Raw genomic sequence first — 21258 nt, forward strand, 5'->3', positions numbered from 1 at the left:
AGTCCTATCAGTATCGCAAAGACAAGGTGGCTGAATGGTTAAGGCAGCAGACTGCAAATCTGTTTTTTATGAGTTCAAATCTCATCCTTGTCTCAATGATTGGATCAGCATCAAACTTGTTTGAATACTGTGACAATCCATTTTGCGACTTGATGAGAAAGCATAGCAATCTCATCCTTGTCTCAAAAAAACTATGGAAGTATTGAGCAATTGGTTGGCTCGCCAGACTGTAAATCTGTTCTCTTCTGAGCTTGTAGGTTCGAGTCCTACTACTTCCACAATTAGTACCGTAGCACAATGGCTAGTGCACCCGACTGTCTCTCGGAAGGTCGCGGGTTCGAATCCCGTCGGTACTGCAATAATCATCTGGGGATATAACAATGGTAGTTTACCCGCCTTGGACGCGGGAGGTTATAGGTTCGAGTCCTGTTCCCCAGACAAATTGCTCCATTAGTTTAGTGCATCCGGTTTTCTACCGGAAGACAAGGGTTCGATTCTCTTATGGAGTACAAATTGAGGTATAACTCAGTCGGTAGAGTACTGTGCTGATATCAGAGAAATCTTGGCTTCGAAATGCAGAGCATTCACGAATACTGCTGTATCAAATAATAATTTGATGAACTAATCCCAATGCCTCAATAAATGCAGGGATGGCGAAACTGGCAAACGCGTCTGACTTAGAATCAGAATTTTGAGAGTTCGAATCTCTCTCCCTGCACAATGCTCTGCTAGCCCAATTGGAAGAGGCATCGGGTTTAAGCCCCGTATAGTCTTAGTTCGAATCCGAGGTGGAGTACAATTATGGGCTCATGGTGTAACGGAAGCACCCAAGGCTACGAACCTTGGAGTATAGGTTCGAATCCTATTGAGCTTACAAACTGACCTGTGATGTAACGGCAGCATCCAAGATTTTGATTCTTGGTGTAAAGGTTCGAATCCTTTCAGGTCATCAAAATGGTGTCTCTAGCTTATCTGGTAAAGCGCCCCGCTGTGAACGGGAGGAACAGGGTTCGAGTCCCGGAGTACACCCAAAAAGGAACAGTAACAAAGTTTGTCAATACGCAGGATTGAAATCTGTTCCATTAATTTTTTAAAATAATGTTTAACCAATTCATTCAAGTATTATGAAAACTCACTTTATTATTACCAAAAGAAAAAAGAAAGGTTTGAAGCTTTTGATCACTAGAATGTTATCAAAGTGGGCTTCAAATTATATTAAAGCGATGAGTAAAGCTTTATACCCTTCTGAAACACAAGGAGTAAAAAGTAAAAATGACAGACATCGAATTTTTTATAAATGATCTAATTTATCTACGCAAAAAGACTGCGTAGTATAATGTCACCTTTGTAATGTAATTAAAACAAACCCTCATCTTTAATGGGGTATAAATGAGGGTTTGGAGTAGTGCCCTGTTACAAAATAGGGAAAGTAGCAGGGCATAAATAAGCACCTCTATAGCTTAAAAGGAAAAACTGTAGTAGAGACATGGTACAGTAATGAGCCAGATGAAGCGATGATAAGATCGTAACTACAGAGTGATTGGATTAACATTGTTAGTGGCTTGCCTACTAATGAATAGAATTTGCACAAGCACCAAAATGAACAAGAATCAGAGTAGGAAAGTGCATTTAGAGCCAACCTGTCCGCCAATAACGGAAGTAGCAGCTCGAATCTGGTAAGAGGTATAAAATATAAGTTCTTTAAAATATCAAGCAAGTCTTGTTGTGTGTTTCTGTATAGCACCATTGTATGAGGTATTGCAAATTTGTATTATCACTTCATATACAACTTGACTTGAAGGTTGCGATTATTTTCCAAAAAGTAATCACCGGATCTGTAGGTCGTGGGTTCGACTCCCACTCTCTTAAGTTGAGATAGTTCAGAGGTTAGAACAACAGACAATTAGGTGTCGCGGGTTCGACTCCCGTCATAGACTCATGGTTTATGTAGCTCAGTGGTAGAGCACTACACTTTTAATGTAGGATATGGACTGAAAATCCATTTTTCAGAAGTTGATCATCTTTTAAAACTGATCGCCAGCCTGTCACGCTGTTAAATATGACAAGAACTGTGATTGCAGATCAGTTGCTATAGTATTCTTGCTATATCAACAGTCGCGAATGTGCTTTGAAATATTGGTATTGTTAGTATTCAAAATAATTACTTTTTTGGATTTAGATTTTAGAATCGTAACATCTTTTTAAGATATTATGATTCTTTTCTCTCTTCCTTAAAACTGGTTATTGAAAATATAATAAACCAGTGTTTCCGCACAGGAAAGATGATTTGCTTTCACTGTTTTTTTAGAAAACAATATTCTGATTCTAAAAATCGGTAAAAATATATTTTGAGAAAAGAGCTATATACTTGGTTCTGGATTAAAATAGGCAAGGTCTCCGTTACAGCAATTGCCATGTATTAAATGTTTAACCCGTCTGTCTAAAAAACAGGTTTAAAAAGTAAAAAAATGAAAAGAGTAAGAATTAATGCGGGCAAAGTAGGTTTAGTTTTCAAAAAAGGAGATTACCACCGTGTAATTACCAAAGGAATCCATTGGTTAAGATTTAATGAAAGCATTATACAATATGAGCTTACTAAACCTTTTACTGCACCAGTAGCATTGGAACTCTTATTGCAAGATCAAGAGTTGGGGGCCATGCTACATGTAATTGAAGTAAAAGATAATGAAATTGTATTAATGTATGAGAATGGTAATTTTAAAACTACACTACCCGCTGGTCGTTATGTGTACTGGAAAGGACTGATCGACTATGAATTTGTTACTGCAGATTTAAGTAAGATTTACATCACCGAAAAAATTGATAAATCATTATTTAGTCATTATGCATTGACTCAATATATCAGAGTATTTGAGGTCGCTGCCTATGAAAAAGCAGTACTAATAGTTGATGATGTGTATACCAAAACTTTAGAAAGCGGTACATACCGTTTCTGGAGAAACGATACCTCTATCAAGATTGCCAAAGCTGATTTACGTCAATTGCAATTAGAAATTGCTGGTCAGGAATTGTTAACCAAAGATAAAGCAGCCGTTCGTATCAATTTTTATACACAGTACAAAGTTATTGATATTGAAAAAGCTTTATTGGATAACAAAGACTATGAAAAACAATTATATATCGCAATGCAATTAGTATTACGTGCTTATGTAGGTACCTATACTTTGGATGAACTTTTGGAACGTAAAGAAAGTATTGCACATTCAGTATTTGAAGATACCAAAACAAAAGTTACCAAGCTAGGTGTACAACTTCTAAACTGTGGTATCCGTGATGTGATCTTAACTGGTGAAATGAAGGATATCATGAATCAGGTGTTGGTCGCTCAAAAAAGAGCTCAGGCAAATATCATTACACGTCGAGAAGAGACAGCCTCTACTCGTAGTTTGCTAAATACAGCCAAACTTATGGAAGAGAACGAAATGCTCTACAAACTAAAAGAAATGGAGTATGTAGAGAAGATTGCTGATAAGATCGGTGAGATTAGCGTCTCTGGAGACGGTGGTATGGTAAAACAATTGAAAGATATATTCTCTGTGAATAGGTAGGTGTGAAAAGAATGCACTGGTTTTTATAGCTGGTGCATTTTTAATATAACTTCATATGTAACTCAATAAATATTTAAACCACATTATTTTACCTAAATTCTTATTTGAGAGAAATAAAAGTAAACCATTTCCATGCTTGTAGTATAGAAAAAACTAAAATCTAATTTAAGTAAAATATAGAAGTGTAATTAAATTGCTATGTATGAACTTTTAAGTTATTAAAGTCTAAATAAATGATCGAAAATCTACTTGTTCTTAGTTGTCTACAGAGAATATTTTCGTTAATAAAATTTATTAAATTAGAGGTGAGAATAATAATTAGTGTTACAATTCTTTTGTTGAAATAGGTGAGTTAACAGAAAAAATTAACACTGGTAAAAAGGTTTAGTTTTGTAGGATGATTAAAGTTTAATAATTTATGTACACTAAGAATAATGCGGTTGAATTTGTTAAGGAACTACAAATTAAATTGGGGAATTCTGCAAAATTAGTAGATAGTTTTGAGTCAATAGATTATATATTCTATTGTTTTATAGATTCAGGAACAGATAGGTTTTCTATATACTCTAATTTCCCTCGTAAATATGATAACAAAGATCCATTACAAGAAATATTTTATGTAGTGTATTCTTACTTTATAGCGGGTAGTTGTAAAATATATGATCTAGAAACCCTAAGTAAGGAAAGAAGAGGTGTGGGAACATTGGGATTAAAGTATTTTGAAAAATATATATGTCTTTTTTATAAAAATAAATTAAAAAAAATTACAGGAAATTTAATATATCATCCTATACGTTATAAAGATATGTCAAAAGATGAAGTATTTTATAAATTAAAGAATTTCTATCAGAAAAATGGATATTCTGTAGTGATGAATCTAGATACGATAGAACACAAAAATCCTTATATTGAAAAACTATTATGAAAATACATAGAGCTCATAAATTGTTAGTGTTAATTGCCTTTGTTTTAATAGGTTTATTGAGCTTTGGGCAAGAGGATTTTGATTTCAAAAAGTTTGAATCGTTTAGTTTAAAGGATACTATATATATTGATCTGAATGGAAACAATATCATGGAAAAGGTATACATTAAAGAGAGTGAGTGCAGGAAATTATTTATAAGGGAGGAAGGAAGTAAACCTATTTTTTTTGGTTGTGGTAATAAGGATGGTTTGGATTTGTTAAGTGAAGTCGAGTGGGTGGATCAATGGTGTATAGTATTTGACAAACAGGTAAAAGAAGTTCTTTTCAAAGAGGATGGAGATATTGATAAAGACACATTATTTAATTTAGAAAGACCAAGTATTTATATCGGAAAAAAAGAGACTGGAGGTGGTATAATAACCTATAAAGAAGGAGAACTATACTGGATTCATCAAGCAGATTAATACAAAACAATCAAAGGATGAAAATTTTTGCAATAGCGCTAATGTTGATAGGAATGTTACTATTTTTTTTCGGTGTGATATTTAAAATATTACATTGGCCTGGGATCTATTATTTACTTGTTTCTGGACCAATACTTGTAATGATTGGTTTTATTTTGATCCTAAAAAAGGATAAAATATAATACATGGAAATAAGAACCAAAAAGCGTAATACACAGATAGAAATAAATTCTCTTCTTGAAAACATAAAACCATCTGCAACAAAACTGATATTAGATGGGTCTAAAATTGATGTTGTTGATGTCATTAAATTAACTTTTTTTGATTTAATCTTAAAACAAATATTAAGGATCAAAAAAGAATATAAAAAGGCACACCCAAGGGATACAACTATAAGAGAATATATTACTGTAGAAACAGGAGAAAAGTTCTCAAAATATAACCCAGATCAATTTGAATCATATTTTATTGATGTTATTGATGAAAACAGTTTTTACTATTTAAAAGGTTATTTAAGAAAAGTCTATAAAGATTTACCTTCTAATTACAAATGCTATCAATATGTAATCAAAAGCTCTAAGGTAAGCAATAGCTTCAATTCTAATTTACTTACTCAAATATTTCGATTGACTTTACTTAATAGTCAAGGGAAATTTTTTAGAAAGGAAATAGAAGCTTATTTAGATAAAATCGATAAAGAAATTTTACATCTAATAGATAATAACCCAGAAGAAGCATTGAAAATCGTGAATTCATTAAAGGGACACATATTTCTACTGAATAATGTGAAATTTGAATTATTCGAAAAACTTAAGCCACTTTCAAGAGCTACAAGAACTAATGATGAAGGTTATAATGACGCTTATGATATATTCTATATGGATAATACTTTTGATGAACTATTTGATACAATAAGTGATACTTTTGAATCCATAGATGATTTTTTTAATGACAATACATCTTTTGATGATTGGGGTGATGCGGATATTGATTTTTAATAAAAAAACTAGATTTTCAAATTCATAAAATGAAGGTCTTAAGTTCTGGTCCTTCTACAAAGAAAATCGATTGAGAACAAATGGTTTTATACTCGAAAATCTAATACCTTACCTAAAGATTGTAGCTTGCTTCTTTTGTATAAGGATGCTTATGGTAATAAACTTTTTAAATGCTAAATTGATTAGATAGATACAAGTTTTGATAACTCTCATCTACCTAATCAATTTGTGATTTTAATTAACGAAGGCTACGCCTTATCTATATTTTATCAACTCTTTAAAATTGATTAAAAATCCTGAACTGTTGGGCGAATAACTATTTCATTAACATCTACATCTGCGGGTTGTTCTATAGCAAAAGCAATAGTTCTGGCAATAGAACTTGACGGGATAGCAATCTCATAAAAATCTTTTACAAAATCAGAACTTTCTTTATGTGAACTACCATGTTTTAATTCAGAATCTATAAGTCCTGGTTCTATAGAAGTCGTTCTAATATTTCCGCCAACCTCATGACGTAATCCTTCAGATATGGCGCGAACCGCAAATTTTGTTCCGCTGTAAACGGTTCCTCCTGGACTAAATACTTTTACTCCTGCAACAGAAGAAATATTGATAAAATGCCCTGAATCTTGCTTCTGAAAAATAGGTAAAGCAGAAGCTACGCCATATAAAACTCCTTTTACATTAATGTCGATCATGCGATCCCATTCATCAACTTTAACTTCACTCATAGGTGCGATAGACATTAACCCGGCATTATTAACCATTACATCTAATTTACCAAATTCGTTTATTGCCGTGTCAACCAAATTTTGTACATCTTCTTTTTTAGTAACATCGGTTTTAACGTAGACCGCTTTACCGTTTCCTTTAGTATTGATTTCTTTTGTGATCGTTTGTAGACGGTCTTCTCGTCTAGCGCCTAAAACTACGTTTGCACCTTTAGATGCCAAATAACGCGCAGTAGTTTCTCCTAATCCACTACTTGCACCTGTAATTACTACTACTTTTCCTGTTATGTTATCAGTTAAATCCATATTATTTGTTTTATAAAATTTACATTTTTTAGCATTTTGTCTATGCCAGAATAATTAATTATTTATCTAAGGCAAAAATAGATACCATATGTAAAATTTAGTAGGATAAATGGGCCTTATACATGGACATTTAGGCCAAATTAGATTACTTTCTTAAAAAAATGGAATAAGTGTTATTTCCTTTTTAGTGAGTATACGCTAAACAATTCTGATTCTTGTTTTGTTTTTAGAGGTGTACTAATAATCAGATTTCATTTTGTTATAGAATATAATAAATGATATACAATACCTAATGTGAACGTATTGTCCATATCAAAGAACTTTTTCTCCATTTCTTGTTTGCATAACGACAATACCTTTGTGATGACAATGAGCTATTAAGATTATTCAGATAGATCAAAATTTAGTTATCAATAAAATTTAAAATAAAAATGGAAACAATAACAAAAGAAACAGTACAAGACGAGATTCAAAACTTTAGTGAATATCAAGAAGTAGTAAAAGCACTTCAACCATATATCGAAAGTGCAAAAACAGGAGACGGAAAAGTAATTCGTACTGCATTTTATGATCATGCACATATAGTAGGATCAATGAATGGAGATCATTTAAATCATACTGCCGATCAGTTTGCCGAAGCAGTAGGTTCTCTTGGAACATCAGAAAATGTAAAACATCATATTGCTTGGATTGATATTTCAGGTCCGGCAGCAGCAGCAAAGGTTGAGTTCATTGATTGGCTTGGTTTTCGATTTACAGATTTCTTTGTGCTATATAAGAAAGATGGACAATGGAAAATTAGTGGGAAAGTATATGACTCTCATTCAAAAAATTAATTTAACCTAGTGTAAAACTATACACAAAGGCTGGGTATATTATGATAGATTGATATGAATGGTGTACTTAATGATATCCAGCCTTTGTTGATTAATAAAGAAAATTACTGATCACGTATAAGAAAGAAGCTCTGATAAAATAATGAATTATAGGTTTAATAGAAACGGGAGCAGATGAGGTAGTCATTAATAAAATAGATATACCTTTTTTACTAAGAAACTAATTTTAAAAACAATGGCAAAGATAATAGAGAATGACCTTTTCATACCTTTTAAGGCAGAAGATATCAATGGAGAGACAATAAATCTAATTGATTACATGGGGCAAAAATTATATCTGGTTTTTTTTAGGAAAGCTGCTTGTCCCTTTTGTAATATGGGAGTTAGAGAATTGATAAAAAAACATGATGAATTTATAAAAAAAGGGATAAAGGTGGTTGCTCTTTTTGCTTCATCAAAAGCAGAGATTCTAAAGTACGCTGGAGAACAAAAGGCACCATTCCCGATCATTCCTGATGAGAAATACAATATTTATAAAAAATATGGGATCGATATTTCGTACAAGGGAATGTTAAAAACCATGTTTAATCCGGGTAAAGTATCCAAAGCTATAACCGGAGGTTTTTTTAGTTTGAAAACGACATTTCAAGACCCTGTTTTACCTGCAGACTTTTTGATTGATGAAGAACAAAACGTGGTAAAAGCACACTATGGAAATACATATGATGACCATTTACCAGTGTCCAAGATTCTAGAATGGAATACTGTCTCTACTTTAGAAATGAATTAAAAAATAACTTTTCAGATTTAGATATTTAAAAAAATTAATCATCAAAATGAGCGTAGTCAATTACAAAGTGAATAAAGCTAATGAAACTTTAAAGTTTACTAGTAAAAAAGTCATGAAGAATAGGTTTATGTTGGCTCCTTTGACCAATAAACAAAGTCATGATGATGGGAGATTATCAGATCTAGAACTTCATTGGTTAACAATGAGAGCCAAGGGACAATTTGGATTGGTGATGACATGCGCCTCAAATGTAATGGCCAATGGAAAAGTATGGGAAGGGGAGTTAGGTATTTATTCTGATGAACATGTACCGGGGCATCAAAAACTAACAAAGAGTATTAAATCTCATGGTAGTCTTGCTGTTATACAAATCTTTCATGGTGGAATGCGTTCTCCTAAAGATTTAATAGATGGGCAACCAGTAGGCCCTTCAATCAATAAAGAATTTGATGCAAGGGAGTTATCTTTAAGAGAAGTACATGAGGTAAGAAATAATTTCATATTGGCTGCAGTCAGAGCAAAAGAAGCAGGCTACGATGGAGTAGAAATTCATAGCGCACATGGATACTTGATCGCGCAATTTTTGAGTAGTGAGATTAACCATCGTATAGATGAATACGGTGGTAGCCTTGAAAACAGGTCCAGATTATTACTCGAAATTGTAGATGGTATACGACTTGCTTGTGGAAACGATTTTCTTATCGGTGTTCGGTTATCACCAGAACGTTACGGAATGATTTTAGAAGAAGTAAAATTGATAACTAAACTATTGATTAATACAGATAAAATTGACTTTATAGATCTTTCACTATGGGATGTTTTTAAAATTCCTGAAGGACAAACAGAAACTAATAAATCATTGTTAGATCATTTTTTAGAATTAGACTATAAAAGTGTTAAGCTTACTGTGGCCGGTAAAATAACTGGTGGTGCAGAAGTACATAAGGTTCTTAATTCTGGGGTAGACTTTGTAACCATAGGAAAATCTGGCATTGTACATCACGATTTTCCTAAACAAGTATTAAATAATAAAGATTTTATCCCTTTAAATCTTCCTGTTTCGGCAGAACATCTTAAAAAAGAGGGACTTAGTTCTAAATTCATTAAATTGATGAGAACATGGAGTAATTTTGTTAAAAATTAAATAACACATAAACTATAAAAACATGAGAAAGATTTTATTAATAGTAATTATAATAATGACAGCTGTAACAACAGAACTTAAAGCGCAGCAAACAGATTTACAGCATATAGAAGAGACAGTAAATTATTATCTGACAGGACTTGTAAATAACGATGCTAAAACACTTACCAAAGCATTTCATCCTACGGCCACTATGAAATGGATTGGCGACGACTATAAAGAAGTTAATGCTATTGAAGGCTTAACAGAAGGTATGGATGGAACTCCGCATAAGGAGAAGATAACTACTCGTGTCGTTTCAGTAAACATTGCTGGTGACGCTGCGAGTGCACAGTTAGAAATTCAGTTCCCAACCTTTACATACATAGATTTTATGCATTTGTTAAAAGTTGATGGAGAGTGGAAAATAGTAAGTAAAATATTTTATACTAGACAAGAGTCAAAATAGCACATGCCTAAAAATAAGGTGTAACCTGTAACCCGCCAGATAGCGGGTTATGCTGTACAATATATCACATGAAATTAATTGAAAACCTAAAGTGGCGATATGCTACCAAAAAATATGATTCATCAAAGAAAGTTAATGATGAAGATTTACAAAAAATTAAAGAAGCAATCCAATTATCAGCTTCTTCTTATGGATTACAGTTGTTCAAAGTTCTTATCATTAATGATAAAACCGTAAGAGAAAAACTAAAACCAGTATCTTGGGGACAGTCTCAAATAACAGATGCGTCCCATCTGATGGTTTTTTGTAATTATAATAAGGTTACAGACGACGATGTAGAGACTTACATAAATCTAAAAGCAGAAGTACAAGATTTGCCAATTTCTAGTTTGGAGGGGGCAGCTGATTTTATGAAAGCTAAAATGAAAGAAAAATCAGCAGAAGAGAAAATTTCTTGGACAGCAAGACAAACCTATATTGCACTCTCTAATGCTTTAAATGCTTGTGCAGAACTTAAATTAGATAGTACTCCTATTGAAGGGTTTGATCCAGAAGCATACAGTGAACTTTTAAAATTAAAAGAAAAAGGTCTTAGTGCTAGTGTAGTAATGGCTATTGGATATAGAAGCGAAGACGATGCTACACAACATGCAAAAAAAGTTAGAAAACCATTGAAAGCACTTTTTGAAACCCTATAAAATTTGTAGGCACTATGTTTTCCTTAAAAAAGAACAGAAATAGTATATTTATATAAAATACTATTTCTGTTTATTGATATACTTATATATAAATAGACTTACAAAAAATAACTAAATGATTCTTGAGCGACTTACATTTGAATATGACAATAAAATCCTTATCGAAAAGGTGAAAATCGGGACTCCTTTTAGATATGAGGCTATTTTTGAAAACAGTGGTTGTTTTATATATTTTAAAGATAGAGCACCTAAGTTATTATCTGCAGAACAGAATGTCCAAGTAAATAGTCAAGAAGCAGTTTTGTTAAAGTGCGGCAACCATTTTTTGGATATGTTGAAGAAAACCGATGATGAACAAGTCGAAGTTATGGTCGTGCATTTATATCCAGAAGTACTAAAGAAAATATATGCAAATGAGTTACCTAAAATAATAGAACAAGGAGACTGTAATATACAAAGTAAAGTAGTAGTGTCAAGAGAGGTTATTTCAAGATTTATAGAATCTCTAGAGTTCTATTTTCAGAATCCAATTTTGATAAATAACGATCTACTTGAGTTAAAAATAAAAGAACTGGTGCTATTGCTCATACAATCCGAAAATGTTTGTTCTATACAAGAATTAATCTCTGATCTATATTCAACTAGGAGCGTTCATGTAAAAAATGTAATCGAGTTGCACCGCTATTCAAATTTAGGGTTAGACGAGTTGGCCAAATTATGTAATCTGAGCCTGTCTTCTTTTAAACGAGAATTTAAAAAAGTGTTTAATGACACCCCTAATAATTACATAACTGACCAAAAATTAAAAAGGGCCAAAGAACTTCTTCGTATTACAGAAATGCCTGTTAGTGAAATTGCTTACGGAGTAGGATTTAATGATCCTTTATATTTCACTCGAATTTTTAAAAAGAAAATTGGGGGTTCTCCAACAGAGTATCGTCAAAAAAATATGGCTTGAACCTATAATCCATATCTGCGGACTTTTCCTCCATTTGTTGCCCATTTGATCTCAATAACTTTGTTTTAGAAACATTTTATAAAACAAATAACACATAAAAAGATTCAATAGATGTGTTCTAAAACAAATGAGTATGGAGAAAACATTAATTATAGTAACGCATCCTAAATTAGGGAGTTCTAAAATAAATAAACGTTGGATTCAAGAACTTCAAAAATATCCGGATAAATATATTATCCATGATTTACATTCTACATATCCAACTCTGGAAATAGATGTCATAAAAGAACAACTTTTACTAGAATCTGTAAATAAAATAGTGCTTCAATTCCCGTTTTATTGGTTCAATTGTCCACCTTTTTTAAAGAAATGGATAGATGATGTCTTGACTCATGGATGGGCATTTGGTAAAAATAGTGGTTATAAACTTGCAGGTAAAAAATTTGCATTAGCCGTTACTGCGGGTATTAAAGAAGACGATTATAGGGCATCAGGACAATACGAATATACGCTCGAAGAACTTACCAGACCTTTTGAAACTACTTTTAAGTATGTTAACGCAGATTATAGACCGCTCTATGCGTTCTATGGCGAAGAACATAATCCAACTCAAGAGGATATCGAGGCGAATGCCAAAAACTACATAAACTTTATAGAAAACTTGTAAATCAAGTAACTAAAAGTGTTCGTAATCAATTAAACACCCCTAATAATTTTTAATAACAATAATGAATAAAGAAAAATGAGAAAGTTCTTTTTAACAGTATTAATAGGCTTTTTAGTAGCCTCTTGTGCAAACAAAGAAAAAGTAGCACAAACAGCAGAACAAAAAAAGCAGGAAGAAGCAAATCTAATGGAAGCAAGTCGCCAATGGGCAAAATCTGTTAGCCCAGAGGAGTTTTTTAGTTTCATTGCTGAAGATGCCTTAATGATGCCACCCGATAAACCAGTCATTAAAGGACACGAAGATATGGCGAAAACGTTACAAGAATTTCAATCACTACCAGGCTTCAAAATCGCATGGGAACCACAAGAAGCTTTTGTATCTAAAAGCGGAGACCTTGGTTATTGTGTAGATAGAATTTTGGTAAATTTTGATGGTAAAGACGGCAACATTGTAAACCTATTTGAAAAAGGAGTAAGTATTTGGAAAAAGAATGATAAAGGCGAATGGAAAATGGCTGTTGATATTTGGAATGTGGATCCTACTATCACCTCAATTTACAAATACTAAATCTTTTAGCTATCAAACGTATGTGTTAAAAATAGGCTATACAAGGAAGAGGGCAAGCAAACATTTATGATGTTAGATTGATAACATATAAAAAGTCGACGGGGATTAGATGATTATAATACGCTAGGAAATAAAAAAGCAGATATTATGAAAATTATGGTAAAAATCGAGTTAGTTGCTCAACCAGAAAATACCGAAGAGGTCTATCTTTTTTTTAAAAGAATACTTCCTGGTACAAGAAACTATGAAGGATGTGAAAGTGCAAAAATATCAAGATCCACAATGGAACCCTACAAATATGTCCTTATAGAGCATTGGGAATCAAGTCAACATTACCTTGATTATGGAGAATGGAGAAATAGAACGGGCGATTTTAAAGTGCTGAGATCGATGCTTTTTACCGAAATAGACTTGCAAATTCTAGAAGTATTGACAGATGCCTAAAAACAACGATGAATTCACAAAATACAAATAATAGATAAACATAAAAAAATGAGAAACACAATTAAAACCCTACTAATAGCAATCTTTACACTACCTACGGTATCTGCTCAAAATGCTGAAAAAATAATTGCAGACATGATTAATGAATTAGGAGGAAAGAAAGCCTTCTACAATATGAAAAATGTCACTTATGATGTAGAATATAAAGACCCAAATACGCCAATGTCTCTTGTGAGCAAGGAAATCTATGTTTTTGATGAAGAACGCTCTTTTGCAACGTATTCTGAGCATTCTATGTTAAAAGGAAAAGGTAAAGTAACAGAAGCATATGACGGAGAAAATGTTTGGATAAAGTTTGATGATAAAATTTCTAATGATAAGCAGGCAAATCAAATAGCAAGATTTTGGAGAAAGACAAATTATTATTGGTTCGCCATGTTCTTTAAGTTACAGGATAAAGGATTAAATCTGCAACATATTGGTAACAAAAAAGTAGAAGGACGTGATTATGATCTGGTAAAGGTAACATTTGGTAATAACATTGGAGACTCTCAAGATACTTATGTGTTATATGTTAACAAAAAAACAAAGTTAATTGATCAATTATTGTTTACAGTTGTAGCATTTGGAATCACAGAACCAGAATTGTTAAAGCTTCATTACGAAACAATCGATGGTATAAAAGTACCTACAGAACGTGTAGAAATTTCTTCTAATTGGGAAGGCGAAATTGTAGGTAAAAAATGGGCGACAACCTATTGGACAAATATCAAGTTTAATACTAAAATTGATATGGACATCTACGCAAAGTAGTTTGAAATAATATTCTGAGGATAAAAGTAAAGTAAAACGTGAGATTAAAGAAGGATGTTTTCTATTTAAACAATCCTATATCACTCCTCATAAAAAATGTAAATAAATTATAAACCTTTAATAACTTAAAAAATGCCAACAGTAAAAATTAGTACGCCAAAAGGAATGCTTACAGAAGAAATTAAAAAAGAAATCCATAAAGGGATAACAGAATTGATGATCAAAACAGAGGGAAGAGGCAATGAAGATTTTGCCAAGTTTGTAACAGTAATCATAGATGAACAAGATCCAATTAATTGGAGTATTGGAGGTAATGTAGTTACTTCCGAAATAGTCGAAAATCTTGCTTCAGCTTAGCTAAAGATAATAGTTGACATTTTAGTTTAATACGGGTAAGAACTTGTTTTAGTAACAAAATTGATATGCCCATATTCATGAAGTAGTATAAAGACGATGATATAAAAAATAATAAATATGAAAACGTTTGAAAAATTCAAGTTAGGGGATATACAATTAAATAATAGAATTGTTATGGCTCCTTTAACAAGAAATCGAGCTATTAATAATGTTCCAAATGAATTAATGCGCAAATACTACGCACAAAGAGCTACCGCTGGATTAATCATTTCAGAAGGTACTTCTCCCTCACCTAATGGTCTTGGATATGCTAGGACACCAGGTGCATATTCTAAAGTACAGATTGAAGGATGGAAAAACATTGCAGAAGGGGTTCATGAAAATGGAGGTAATATTTTTGTGCAACTTATGCATACTGGTCGGGTATCATCGCTGTTAAACCTACCCGAAAACTCACAGGTATTTGCACCATCTTCGATAATGCTAGAAGGAGAAATATATACAGATAGTAAAGGGTTTCAGCCACATGATACACCACAAGAAATGACTATTGCAGATATCAAAAAAGTTCAAGACGATTATGTGAACGCTGCAAAGCAATTGATTGATGCAGGTGTTGATGGAGTCGAGCTTCATGCAGCAAATGGATATTTATTAGAACAATTCATTAATCCGAAAACTAACGTTAGAACAGACGAATACGGGGGGGATTATAAAAATAGAGCCCGTTTTGTACTGGAACTGGCAATACGTGTAGCAGATGCTATAGGAAGTAATAAAGTTGGAGTTCGTGTTTCTCCTTATGGTGTTTTTAATGATATGAAAGGAGATTATGATGACCTGGTAGATATCTATACATATATGGCAGAGGAGCTTGGTAAATTAGGTATAGCTTATATTCATATTGTTGATCAAAGAGTTGCTATGAATGCTCCCGATTTTACTACAAATATAAAACGAACGATAAAGACTGTTTTTGAAGGAAATATAATCGTAGGAGGAGATGTAGACAGTATACCTAAATCTGAGAAACTACTTAATGAAGGATACGATTTAGTATATATAGGAAGACCATTTATTTCAAATCCAAACCTGGTTGAAAAGCTAAAAAATAATCAAGAACTTACAGATCCTAATCCTGATACTTTCTATACACCTGGCGAAGTAGGTTATACAGATTATTAGTAATGCAATTACAGATAAAAGAGTAGAAATAATACTTTGAGCCGTGTAATTATGTGGTTTAAAGTATTATTTTGTTTTTTAATAATATATCTAACATCTGTAATGTCTATTGGTTATTTGGATTTGAAAATAAATACAGTAGTTGTTCCTTTGCTCAGTATTTTTTGTAATCGTGTATGGTGCGCTAAATTTTGTATTAATTATTTAGTAACAATCCATTTTAATTTGATTTTTTTTCTGAAAATTACTTAACGGAACGCATAACTCGGTTTCTGAAATAATCTCTAAGGTTTTGAGTACTTCCTTTTGCATAGTTGTAGAGCCACAAATCATGATTATTCCTTTATTATGTAAGATTCTGGCAATAAGATGAGGTTTTTTCTTAAGTATATCTTGCACATAGATTTTTTCTTTTTGTTCCTGTGAGTAGCAGAGATGGAGACTGGCTATTTTTTTTGTTAATATTCCTTTAGTAATGTAATTATCATACATTTTAATAGAATCTTTAGTACGACATCCAAATATTAAATGAGTATTGGTTTTATTTTCTTTGTTTGCCAGCATTCCCAAAAAAGGGGCAATTCCCGTTCCGTTGGCAATCATGATCATTTCTTTTTTAGTATTTGGAAAATGAAAATCTGGATTTTGCTTTATAGAAGCTTTAATAGTATCTCCTGGATGTAGTTTGCTAAGATATCGAGAACAGATTCCAAATTCATGTTTTTTTATGGCTAGTACGATTTCTCCATGTATCCTACCGATAGAATATAATCGTTCAATATTGTCTTCTTCAGGAAAGAAAGCTAGTAAGTCTCCAGATTCAAATTGTATATCATTTTGCGGTTGTAAACGAAGTAAGAAAGTTTGATCATTATTTATTTTTGATCTTTCAATGACATTGAAATTCTCACTTTTGGTAGTATGCTGTTTTATAGAATCTTTAATTTGTAAAGGAATTCCTGTTTGCTTACTCCAAGCAGAAACCCAAGCTTTAAAATCAGTAAAAGATTGATTGTTGATTTTATAAGGTTCTAAAATCGACTCGAATTTTGAATTGGTTTTAAGAAGAGTATCTAAATCAAGAGCGAATTTGCAAAAATGGGGATATGCTAGAGAGCCCAATCCTACAATAGAAAACTGAAGTTTATTTAATGGTGAAATAGTATTGAAAATGTGATTAAATTTTCTTGCATTTGTTGGAGGTTCACCAATACCATATGTAGCTGTGAATATGATAAGGTGACGTGCATTTTTATAAAGAGAATAGTTGTTTAATTCTGAAACAAACACCTTTTTTCCGCTAGATGAAAGTGCTTCGGCAAAAAGATTGGCAAATGTAAATGTACTCCCTGTTTCTGAACCTACTAAAATAATGTACTCTGATTCATGTTTTTTGTACTTAAAATTGTTAATACTACTGCTTCTTTTTCTTTTTAGGCTTAGCATAAAACCCGAATACATAAAAAAGAGGATAGAACAACTAGCGATCAATAATATAAAAGACCATATTACATTTCCTTGACCAGTGTGCAATGAAAGACTCCATAAAGATATAAAAGCCATAAATGGATATGGTTTGCTACTTATAATTTCTCCATTAAATTGATTCACGACTAGTTCTTTGTTAGATAGTTTAATAACAAAGTAATCTTCAATAGCATTAGAAAATGGAAATTCTACAGACCTAACATTGCCCAACATTATAGATCTGAAAACTTCAAAATCCCTAATAGCTATTTTGTTAGGTGGTCTAGAATCATCAATATCTAGTTGATGAGTAATTGCGGTTTTGGGTACTATCGAAAACTTTTCTAGAGATAAATATACTCCTGTTACTGCAATGATAAGTATTGGTAAGAGAAATAATCTACCCAGAACAACATGGTAGTACTGTGCGAAATAGTCGTTTTCAATTTTAGAAAAAAAATACTTTATACCTCCTTGTCTTTTTAGTATCAATACGATACCCGTTACGGCAATAATAATCAATAACAAAGAAATAAATCCAACAAAAAATCTACCGATACTTTTTAGAAAAAGTGAACGATGTAGATTCGTTGCAAATTTAAAAATTGCCGCTTTTTCTTTAGGTTTACCCAGTGTTTCTCCTGTAATTGGGTTTACATATATAGTTTCGCTATTTCCATTTTTAGTAATTACCGATGCTATCATGGCATCATTGGCATCTATTTCAAAATTAATGACCTCTGCAAAATTATTATGTAGGGTGGCTATGGTTTCTGCTAGTGTTAGGTCTTTTCCATCTTCTATGTTATTAGAGTATAATGAATCCGAAATAGGCTCTAAAGCTAATATGATACCTGTTATGGATGCAATACTTAAAAAAAGAGAAGAAGATATAGCTAAAGCAAGGTGACTATACCTCCATATAGAAATTGTCATACAATCATATAATTATTGGGGTAGCATACGTATATATCGTATAAATCCTTTGCCTTCTACTTTGCTTTTAATGGTTTCTGAGGTAAGTTCAAATTCTATATCATTTTTGTAATATTCTTGATCTTCAACAGCAGTTTCAAAGCGAATTTTATAACCAGCATCAATTTTATCGTTTTCTATTTCAATAATGCTAATAGAACGATTACCTCCGCTAATGGTTGCGCCAGTAATTGCATCTATGTTTGGTCTTCTTTTTCCATAAAAACTCCACCATTCTGGGATATCATGATACCATTCTTCATCTTCACCTTGTACATATAACGTTTGATAGTAATCCCCTTCTTTATCAAGTAAAGAAATAATTACATAGGCTCCTTCTCCTGTGTAATTAGTCATTTGAATAAGACATTTGTATTTTGTAATAGCTGTTGTTTTGAAGCTGAAGAATGAGTATATCGTGAGTGAGAATATCAAAAAGGTTGATAGTACAAAAAATTTGTTCTTCATATTATTTTAAAAAATTTAAGGCAATGTTGTTTTTTTTAAGCAACTCATTTTCAGTAGCTAAATCTAATACGGATTCTTCAAAATCTGTTTTGATGGTTTTATCTGCTCCTATAGATAATAGAAACCTAAGTATACGATCATCTTTTGCGGTCATAGCGGCTTTATGCAATGCTGTAAGGCCTTGTTTATTTTTTGCATTGACATCAATGTTTAAAGCTTTAATTTTTTTTAATAAATCGATGTCATTTTTTTCTAACGCCAGATGAAATAGTGTATTTCCTTTACCTTGAGATTCAGTCACGTCTAGACCTTTCAGAATTAGTAGCTCTAACTTTTGATTAAATACGTCTTTTTTTCTTGAATTATAAGAAGCAATAAGGTAATGAGTGAGATTATTTCCTTTTTTATCTTTAATAAAAATATCAGCTCCATTATTTATGAAAAACATAGTGATTTCTATAGAGTTTTTATGGATAGCATTTGTCAATGGCGATTTTCCATTTTTATTTTGTTGGTTAATATCGATTCCCCTATTAAGAAAATACTCCAAAACTTTTACGTCTTTAGTTTTAGATGCTAATAGGTGTAATGGGGTTACTCCGTTTTTTGTTGTGATGTTTGGATTAATACCGAGACTTTCGAGGTATTTGAATGTATCTAAATTATTTACATGTCCACGTGTTCCTTGACTTGCAAAAATCATAGCATTTTCACCTTTTTTGTTAAGATGCTTAAAAGAGATGCCTTTTTTGATCAAGGCATTCATAAAGGTAATATTGCCTTTTTTAGCAGCGTAATTAAAGATATTATTTTCAAAATCATCTGTGCTGCGTAAATCGATTCCTTTGGAGGTAAAATAGTCTACAAGTTTTACTTCTTTAATAAAAGGAGCTACAAGTAACAGTGCATTTGCACCATCGGGATTTTTTTCTTCTTTAAGTTTAGCACCATGAGCTATACAAAAATCATACAATTTTGTATTAAGTTGTCCCGTTACTGCTGCAAAATTTAATAAAGAGTATCCGTGACTATCAATGATATTGGTTTTTGCGCCATTATCTACAAGAAATTGCATCATCTCTAAATTATTACGATAGGCGGCCCAAAAAATGTATGTTCGACCATCATGAGTTAATTTATTAACTCCGTTTCCCTTTTTAGTAAGTAGATGTTTGATAGTTTTATTCTCCACTTTTTCGATAAGTGCATAAGATACTGCATCAAAAAAATGTTTATTGTGCTGGGTAATATCATTTCCTTCTTTTATTTTTTCTTCGATAGCGGCGATAGTAGGATTTGTTTTCCAATAATCACGATTTAAAAAGATGTTTGTTTCTTGGGCAAACATCAAACCTGTAGTTAGTAACAGGTATATACAAAATCTGTTTTTCATCAATTTATTCTATTAATTTTTATGCTCTGATTAAGAGGAGTGTTTTTTACTTTTTTACAAATGATTCTATCACCTTTGCAATATCGTTTTCTTGAGTGTACTCTTCAGAAAATAAATGTTTGTATAAAGCTTTATTATCGACCTTGGTTTCTAGAGATAGATTTGAGTTTCTATTAAATACTTCATCCCATTTTCCGCGCACTAAAGCCCATTTTTGATGATGTTCTTTCCACCAGTTTGAAGCAACTTTACAGCGACTATCATCAACCTTTACATAAGTGTTATATCCTTTTTCTTTTGCTAACAAAATATCTTCTTTTCCATCTTTTCGAATTAACTTGTCATTATCTTGATCGTGAACCCATCCTGTACTGGTAATTTCATGTCTATTTCCTCTCATCATTAAATTATAATCACTTCTTGTGGTTTTCTCACGTCTTGGTAAAGGTGCAGTCGTACTGTTTTCCCAATAACTTTTTCCGTCTATGTGCACCCAAGTAGCAGAACCTTCATATCTGGGGCTATCATCAACTTGATATACTTTCTGTGTCCATTGTCCTTTTACATCAGATTTTGATTTGTTTTTATATGCCCAGTTATTATTACCATTAAACATATAAAAATCAGTATTCTCGTATAACCAGTCTTGTCGCCAATGTTTTACAATATGTGGTTTAGATGGGTTTCCAACTTGAAGTATATGTTGGATTGATACTTTATCTTTTTCGTCAACAACTAATTGTGCCCATTCTAAGCCTTTATCTGTTTTAGATTTTGATCCTTTATATAATGAGTCTTTACTGTACTGAAAAGTTTCGGCAAAATTAAAGGTAACTTCAAAACATCCACACATACTTTTAATCGCCTTAAGGTCTTTTGACAACTTATTTTGTGCGTTAAGAGAAAAAGTAATAAAAATTCCAAATAGTATAGATGATATTGTTTTCATGATGTGATAGTTTGAATATTTTTTTTCAAAATTAATTAAATTTATTTAGAATAAATAAAAATAAGAAATATATTTGTTGACTATTAAGAATGATTATAAATAA

21 protein-coding genes and 11 tRNA genes are annotated in these 21258 nt (G+C 32.0%); 27 read left to right on the forward strand and 5 right to left on the reverse strand.

Annotation, left to right across the window (positions count from 1 at the left end; translation table 11 throughout):
• The first annotated feature begins 20 nt into the window (after positions 1-20).
• From D1816_RS20615 to D1816_RS20680, 15 genes are all read left to right on the forward strand, one after another.
• Positions 21-93, forward strand: a tRNA-Cys gene (locus D1816_RS20615).
• 102 nt (positions 94-195) lie between these two features.
• Positions 196-278, forward strand: a tRNA-Tyr gene (locus tag D1816_RS20620).
• Positions 279-283: 5 nt separating this feature from the next.
• Positions 284-356 (forward strand) — tRNA-Asp (locus D1816_RS20625).
• 10 nt (positions 357-366) lie between these two features.
• Positions 367-438: transfer RNA gene (locus tag D1816_RS20630), tRNA-Pro, on the forward strand.
• A 6-nt stretch (positions 439-444) separates the two neighbouring features.
• Positions 445-509: transfer RNA gene (locus tag D1816_RS20635), tRNA-Glu, on the forward strand.
• A gap of 135 nt (positions 510-644) precedes the next feature.
• Positions 645-718: transfer RNA gene (locus tag D1816_RS20640), tRNA-Leu, on the forward strand.
• Between the two features lie 4 nt (positions 719-722).
• Positions 723-796, forward strand: a tRNA-Leu gene (locus tag D1816_RS20645).
• Positions 797-803: 7 nt separating this feature from the next.
• Positions 804-874 (forward strand) — tRNA-Arg (locus tag D1816_RS20650).
• A 5-nt stretch (positions 875-879) separates the two neighbouring features.
• A tRNA-Gln gene (locus D1816_RS20655) sits at positions 880-950 on the forward strand.
• Between the two features lie 6 nt (positions 951-956).
• Positions 957-1030, forward strand: a tRNA-His gene (locus tag D1816_RS20660).
• 910 nt (positions 1031-1940) lie between these two features.
• Positions 1941-2040 (forward strand) — tRNA-Lys (locus D1816_RS25865).
• Positions 2041-2468: 428 nt separating this feature from the next.
• Positions 2469-3569 (forward strand): slipin family protein, encoded by a 1101-nt coding sequence (locus D1816_RS20665; RefSeq protein ID WP_118505371.1) that lies wholly within the window; start codon positions 2469-2471, stop codon positions 3567-3569.
• A 418-nt stretch (positions 3570-3987) separates the two neighbouring features.
• On the forward strand, positions 3988-4494 hold the full coding sequence (locus D1816_RS20670; RefSeq protein WP_118505373.1) for a hypothetical protein: 507 nt from the start codon (positions 3988-3990) through the stop codon (positions 4492-4494).
• Complete coding sequence (locus tag D1816_RS20675; protein WP_118505375.1) at positions 4491-4958, forward strand: hypothetical protein; 468 nt, start codon at positions 4491-4493, stop codon at positions 4956-4958. The genes D1816_RS20670 and D1816_RS20675 overlap by 4 nt, the downstream gene beginning before the upstream one ends.
• A 185-nt stretch (positions 4959-5143) precedes the next feature.
• Positions 5144-5956, forward strand: a complete 813-nt coding sequence (locus D1816_RS20680) for a hypothetical protein (protein ID WP_118505377.1) — start codon at positions 5144-5146, stop codon at positions 5954-5956.
• A 287-nt stretch (positions 5957-6243) separates the two neighbouring features.
• Here the strand turns inward: D1816_RS20680 and D1816_RS20685 are convergent, their stop codons facing one another.
• Positions 6244-6996, reverse strand: a complete 753-nt coding sequence (locus D1816_RS20685; RefSeq protein WP_066308207.1) for an SDR family oxidoreductase — start codon at positions 6994-6996, stop codon at positions 6244-6246.
• A 431-nt stretch (positions 6997-7427) separates the two neighbouring features.
• Here D1816_RS20685 and D1816_RS20690 point away from each other — a divergent pair, with 431 nt between their 5' ends.
• From D1816_RS20690 to D1816_RS20745, 12 genes are all read left to right on the forward strand, one after another.
• Positions 7428-7832 (forward strand): nuclear transport factor 2 family protein, encoded by a 405-nt coding sequence (locus D1816_RS20690; RefSeq protein ID WP_118505379.1) that lies wholly within the window; start codon positions 7428-7430, stop codon positions 7830-7832.
• Positions 7833-8067: 235 nt separating this feature from the next.
• Positions 8068-8622: a peroxiredoxin gene (locus D1816_RS20695; protein ID WP_118505381.1), complete on the forward strand. Its 555-nt coding sequence runs from the start codon at positions 8068-8070 to the stop codon at positions 8620-8622.
• Positions 8623-8668: 46 nt separating this feature from the next.
• Positions 8669-9766 carry an NADH:flavin oxidoreductase gene (locus tag D1816_RS20700; protein ID WP_118505383.1) on the forward strand — a complete coding sequence of 366 codons (1098 nt, stop codon included), beginning with the start codon at positions 8669-8671 and terminating at the stop codon, positions 9764-9766.
• A 22-nt stretch (positions 9767-9788) separates the two neighbouring features.
• Complete coding sequence (locus D1816_RS20705) at positions 9789-10214, forward strand: nuclear transport factor 2 family protein (protein ID WP_118505385.1); 426 nt, start codon at positions 9789-9791, stop codon at positions 10212-10214.
• A gap of 68 nt (positions 10215-10282) precedes the next feature.
• Positions 10283-10912, forward strand: coding sequence for an NAD(P)H-dependent oxidoreductase (locus D1816_RS20710; RefSeq protein ID WP_118505387.1), 630 nt, complete (start codon positions 10283-10285; stop codon positions 10910-10912).
• A 115-nt stretch (positions 10913-11027) separates the two neighbouring features.
• A complete protein-coding gene (locus D1816_RS20715) occupies positions 11028-11870 on the forward strand; it encodes an AraC family transcriptional regulator (RefSeq protein ID WP_066308195.1) in 843 nt (280 codons plus the stop codon).
• A gap of 133 nt (positions 11871-12003) precedes the next feature.
• Entirely contained in the window at positions 12004-12537 is a 534-nt protein-coding gene (locus D1816_RS20720) for an NAD(P)H-dependent oxidoreductase (RefSeq protein ID WP_118505388.1), read from the forward strand.
• 75 nt (positions 12538-12612) lie between these two features.
• Entirely contained in the window at positions 12613-13104 is a 492-nt protein-coding gene (locus D1816_RS20725) for a hypothetical protein (RefSeq protein ID WP_118505390.1), read from the forward strand.
• Between the two features lie 147 nt (positions 13105-13251).
• A complete protein-coding gene (locus D1816_RS20730) occupies positions 13252-13548 on the forward strand; it encodes a putative quinol monooxygenase (protein ID WP_118505392.1) in 297 nt (98 codons plus the stop codon).
• A gap of 48 nt (positions 13549-13596) precedes the next feature.
• Positions 13597-14361 (forward strand): DUF6503 family protein, encoded by a 765-nt coding sequence (locus D1816_RS20735; protein ID WP_118505394.1) that lies wholly within the window; start codon positions 13597-13599, stop codon positions 14359-14361.
• 132 nt (positions 14362-14493) lie between these two features.
• On the forward strand, positions 14494-14718 hold the full coding sequence (locus tag D1816_RS20740) for a tautomerase family protein (RefSeq protein WP_066308180.1): 225 nt from the start codon (positions 14494-14496) through the stop codon (positions 14716-14718).
• A gap of 117 nt (positions 14719-14835) precedes the next feature.
• A complete protein-coding gene (locus tag D1816_RS20745) occupies positions 14836-15903 on the forward strand; it encodes an alkene reductase (RefSeq protein ID WP_199729954.1) in 1068 nt (355 codons plus the stop codon).
• 204 nt (positions 15904-16107) lie between these two features.
• On the opposite strand, the gene D1816_RS20750 is transcribed toward D1816_RS20745, so the two are convergent.
• Genes D1816_RS20750 through D1816_RS20765 form a run of 4 tightly spaced genes read right to left on the reverse strand, consistent with a single transcriptional unit; the run spans position 16108 to position 21155 of the window.
• Positions 16108-18306 carry a PepSY domain-containing protein gene (locus tag D1816_RS20750; RefSeq protein WP_118505398.1) on the reverse strand — a complete coding sequence of 733 codons (2199 nt, stop codon included), beginning with the start codon at positions 18304-18306 and terminating at the stop codon, positions 16108-16110.
• A gap of 12 nt (positions 18307-18318) precedes the next feature.
• Positions 18319-18813 (reverse strand): DUF2271 domain-containing protein, encoded by a 495-nt coding sequence (locus D1816_RS20755; RefSeq protein WP_118505400.1) that lies wholly within the window; start codon positions 18811-18813, stop codon positions 18319-18321.
• 1 nt (position 18814) lies between these two features.
• A complete protein-coding gene (locus D1816_RS20760) occupies positions 18815-20206 on the reverse strand; it encodes an ankyrin repeat domain-containing protein (RefSeq protein WP_118505402.1) in 1392 nt (463 codons plus the stop codon).
• A 46-nt stretch (positions 20207-20252) separates the two neighbouring features.
• Positions 20253-21155 carry a DUF6607 family protein gene (locus D1816_RS20765; RefSeq protein ID WP_118505404.1) on the reverse strand — a complete coding sequence of 301 codons (903 nt, stop codon included), beginning with the start codon at positions 21153-21155 and terminating at the stop codon, positions 20253-20255.
• Between the last annotated feature and the right edge of the window lie 103 nt (positions 21156-21258).

Source organism: Aquimarina sp. AD10 (genome assembly GCF_003443715.1).
Lineage (GTDB): Bacteria > Bacteroidota > Bacteroidia > Flavobacteriales > Flavobacteriaceae > Aquimarina > Aquimarina aggregata.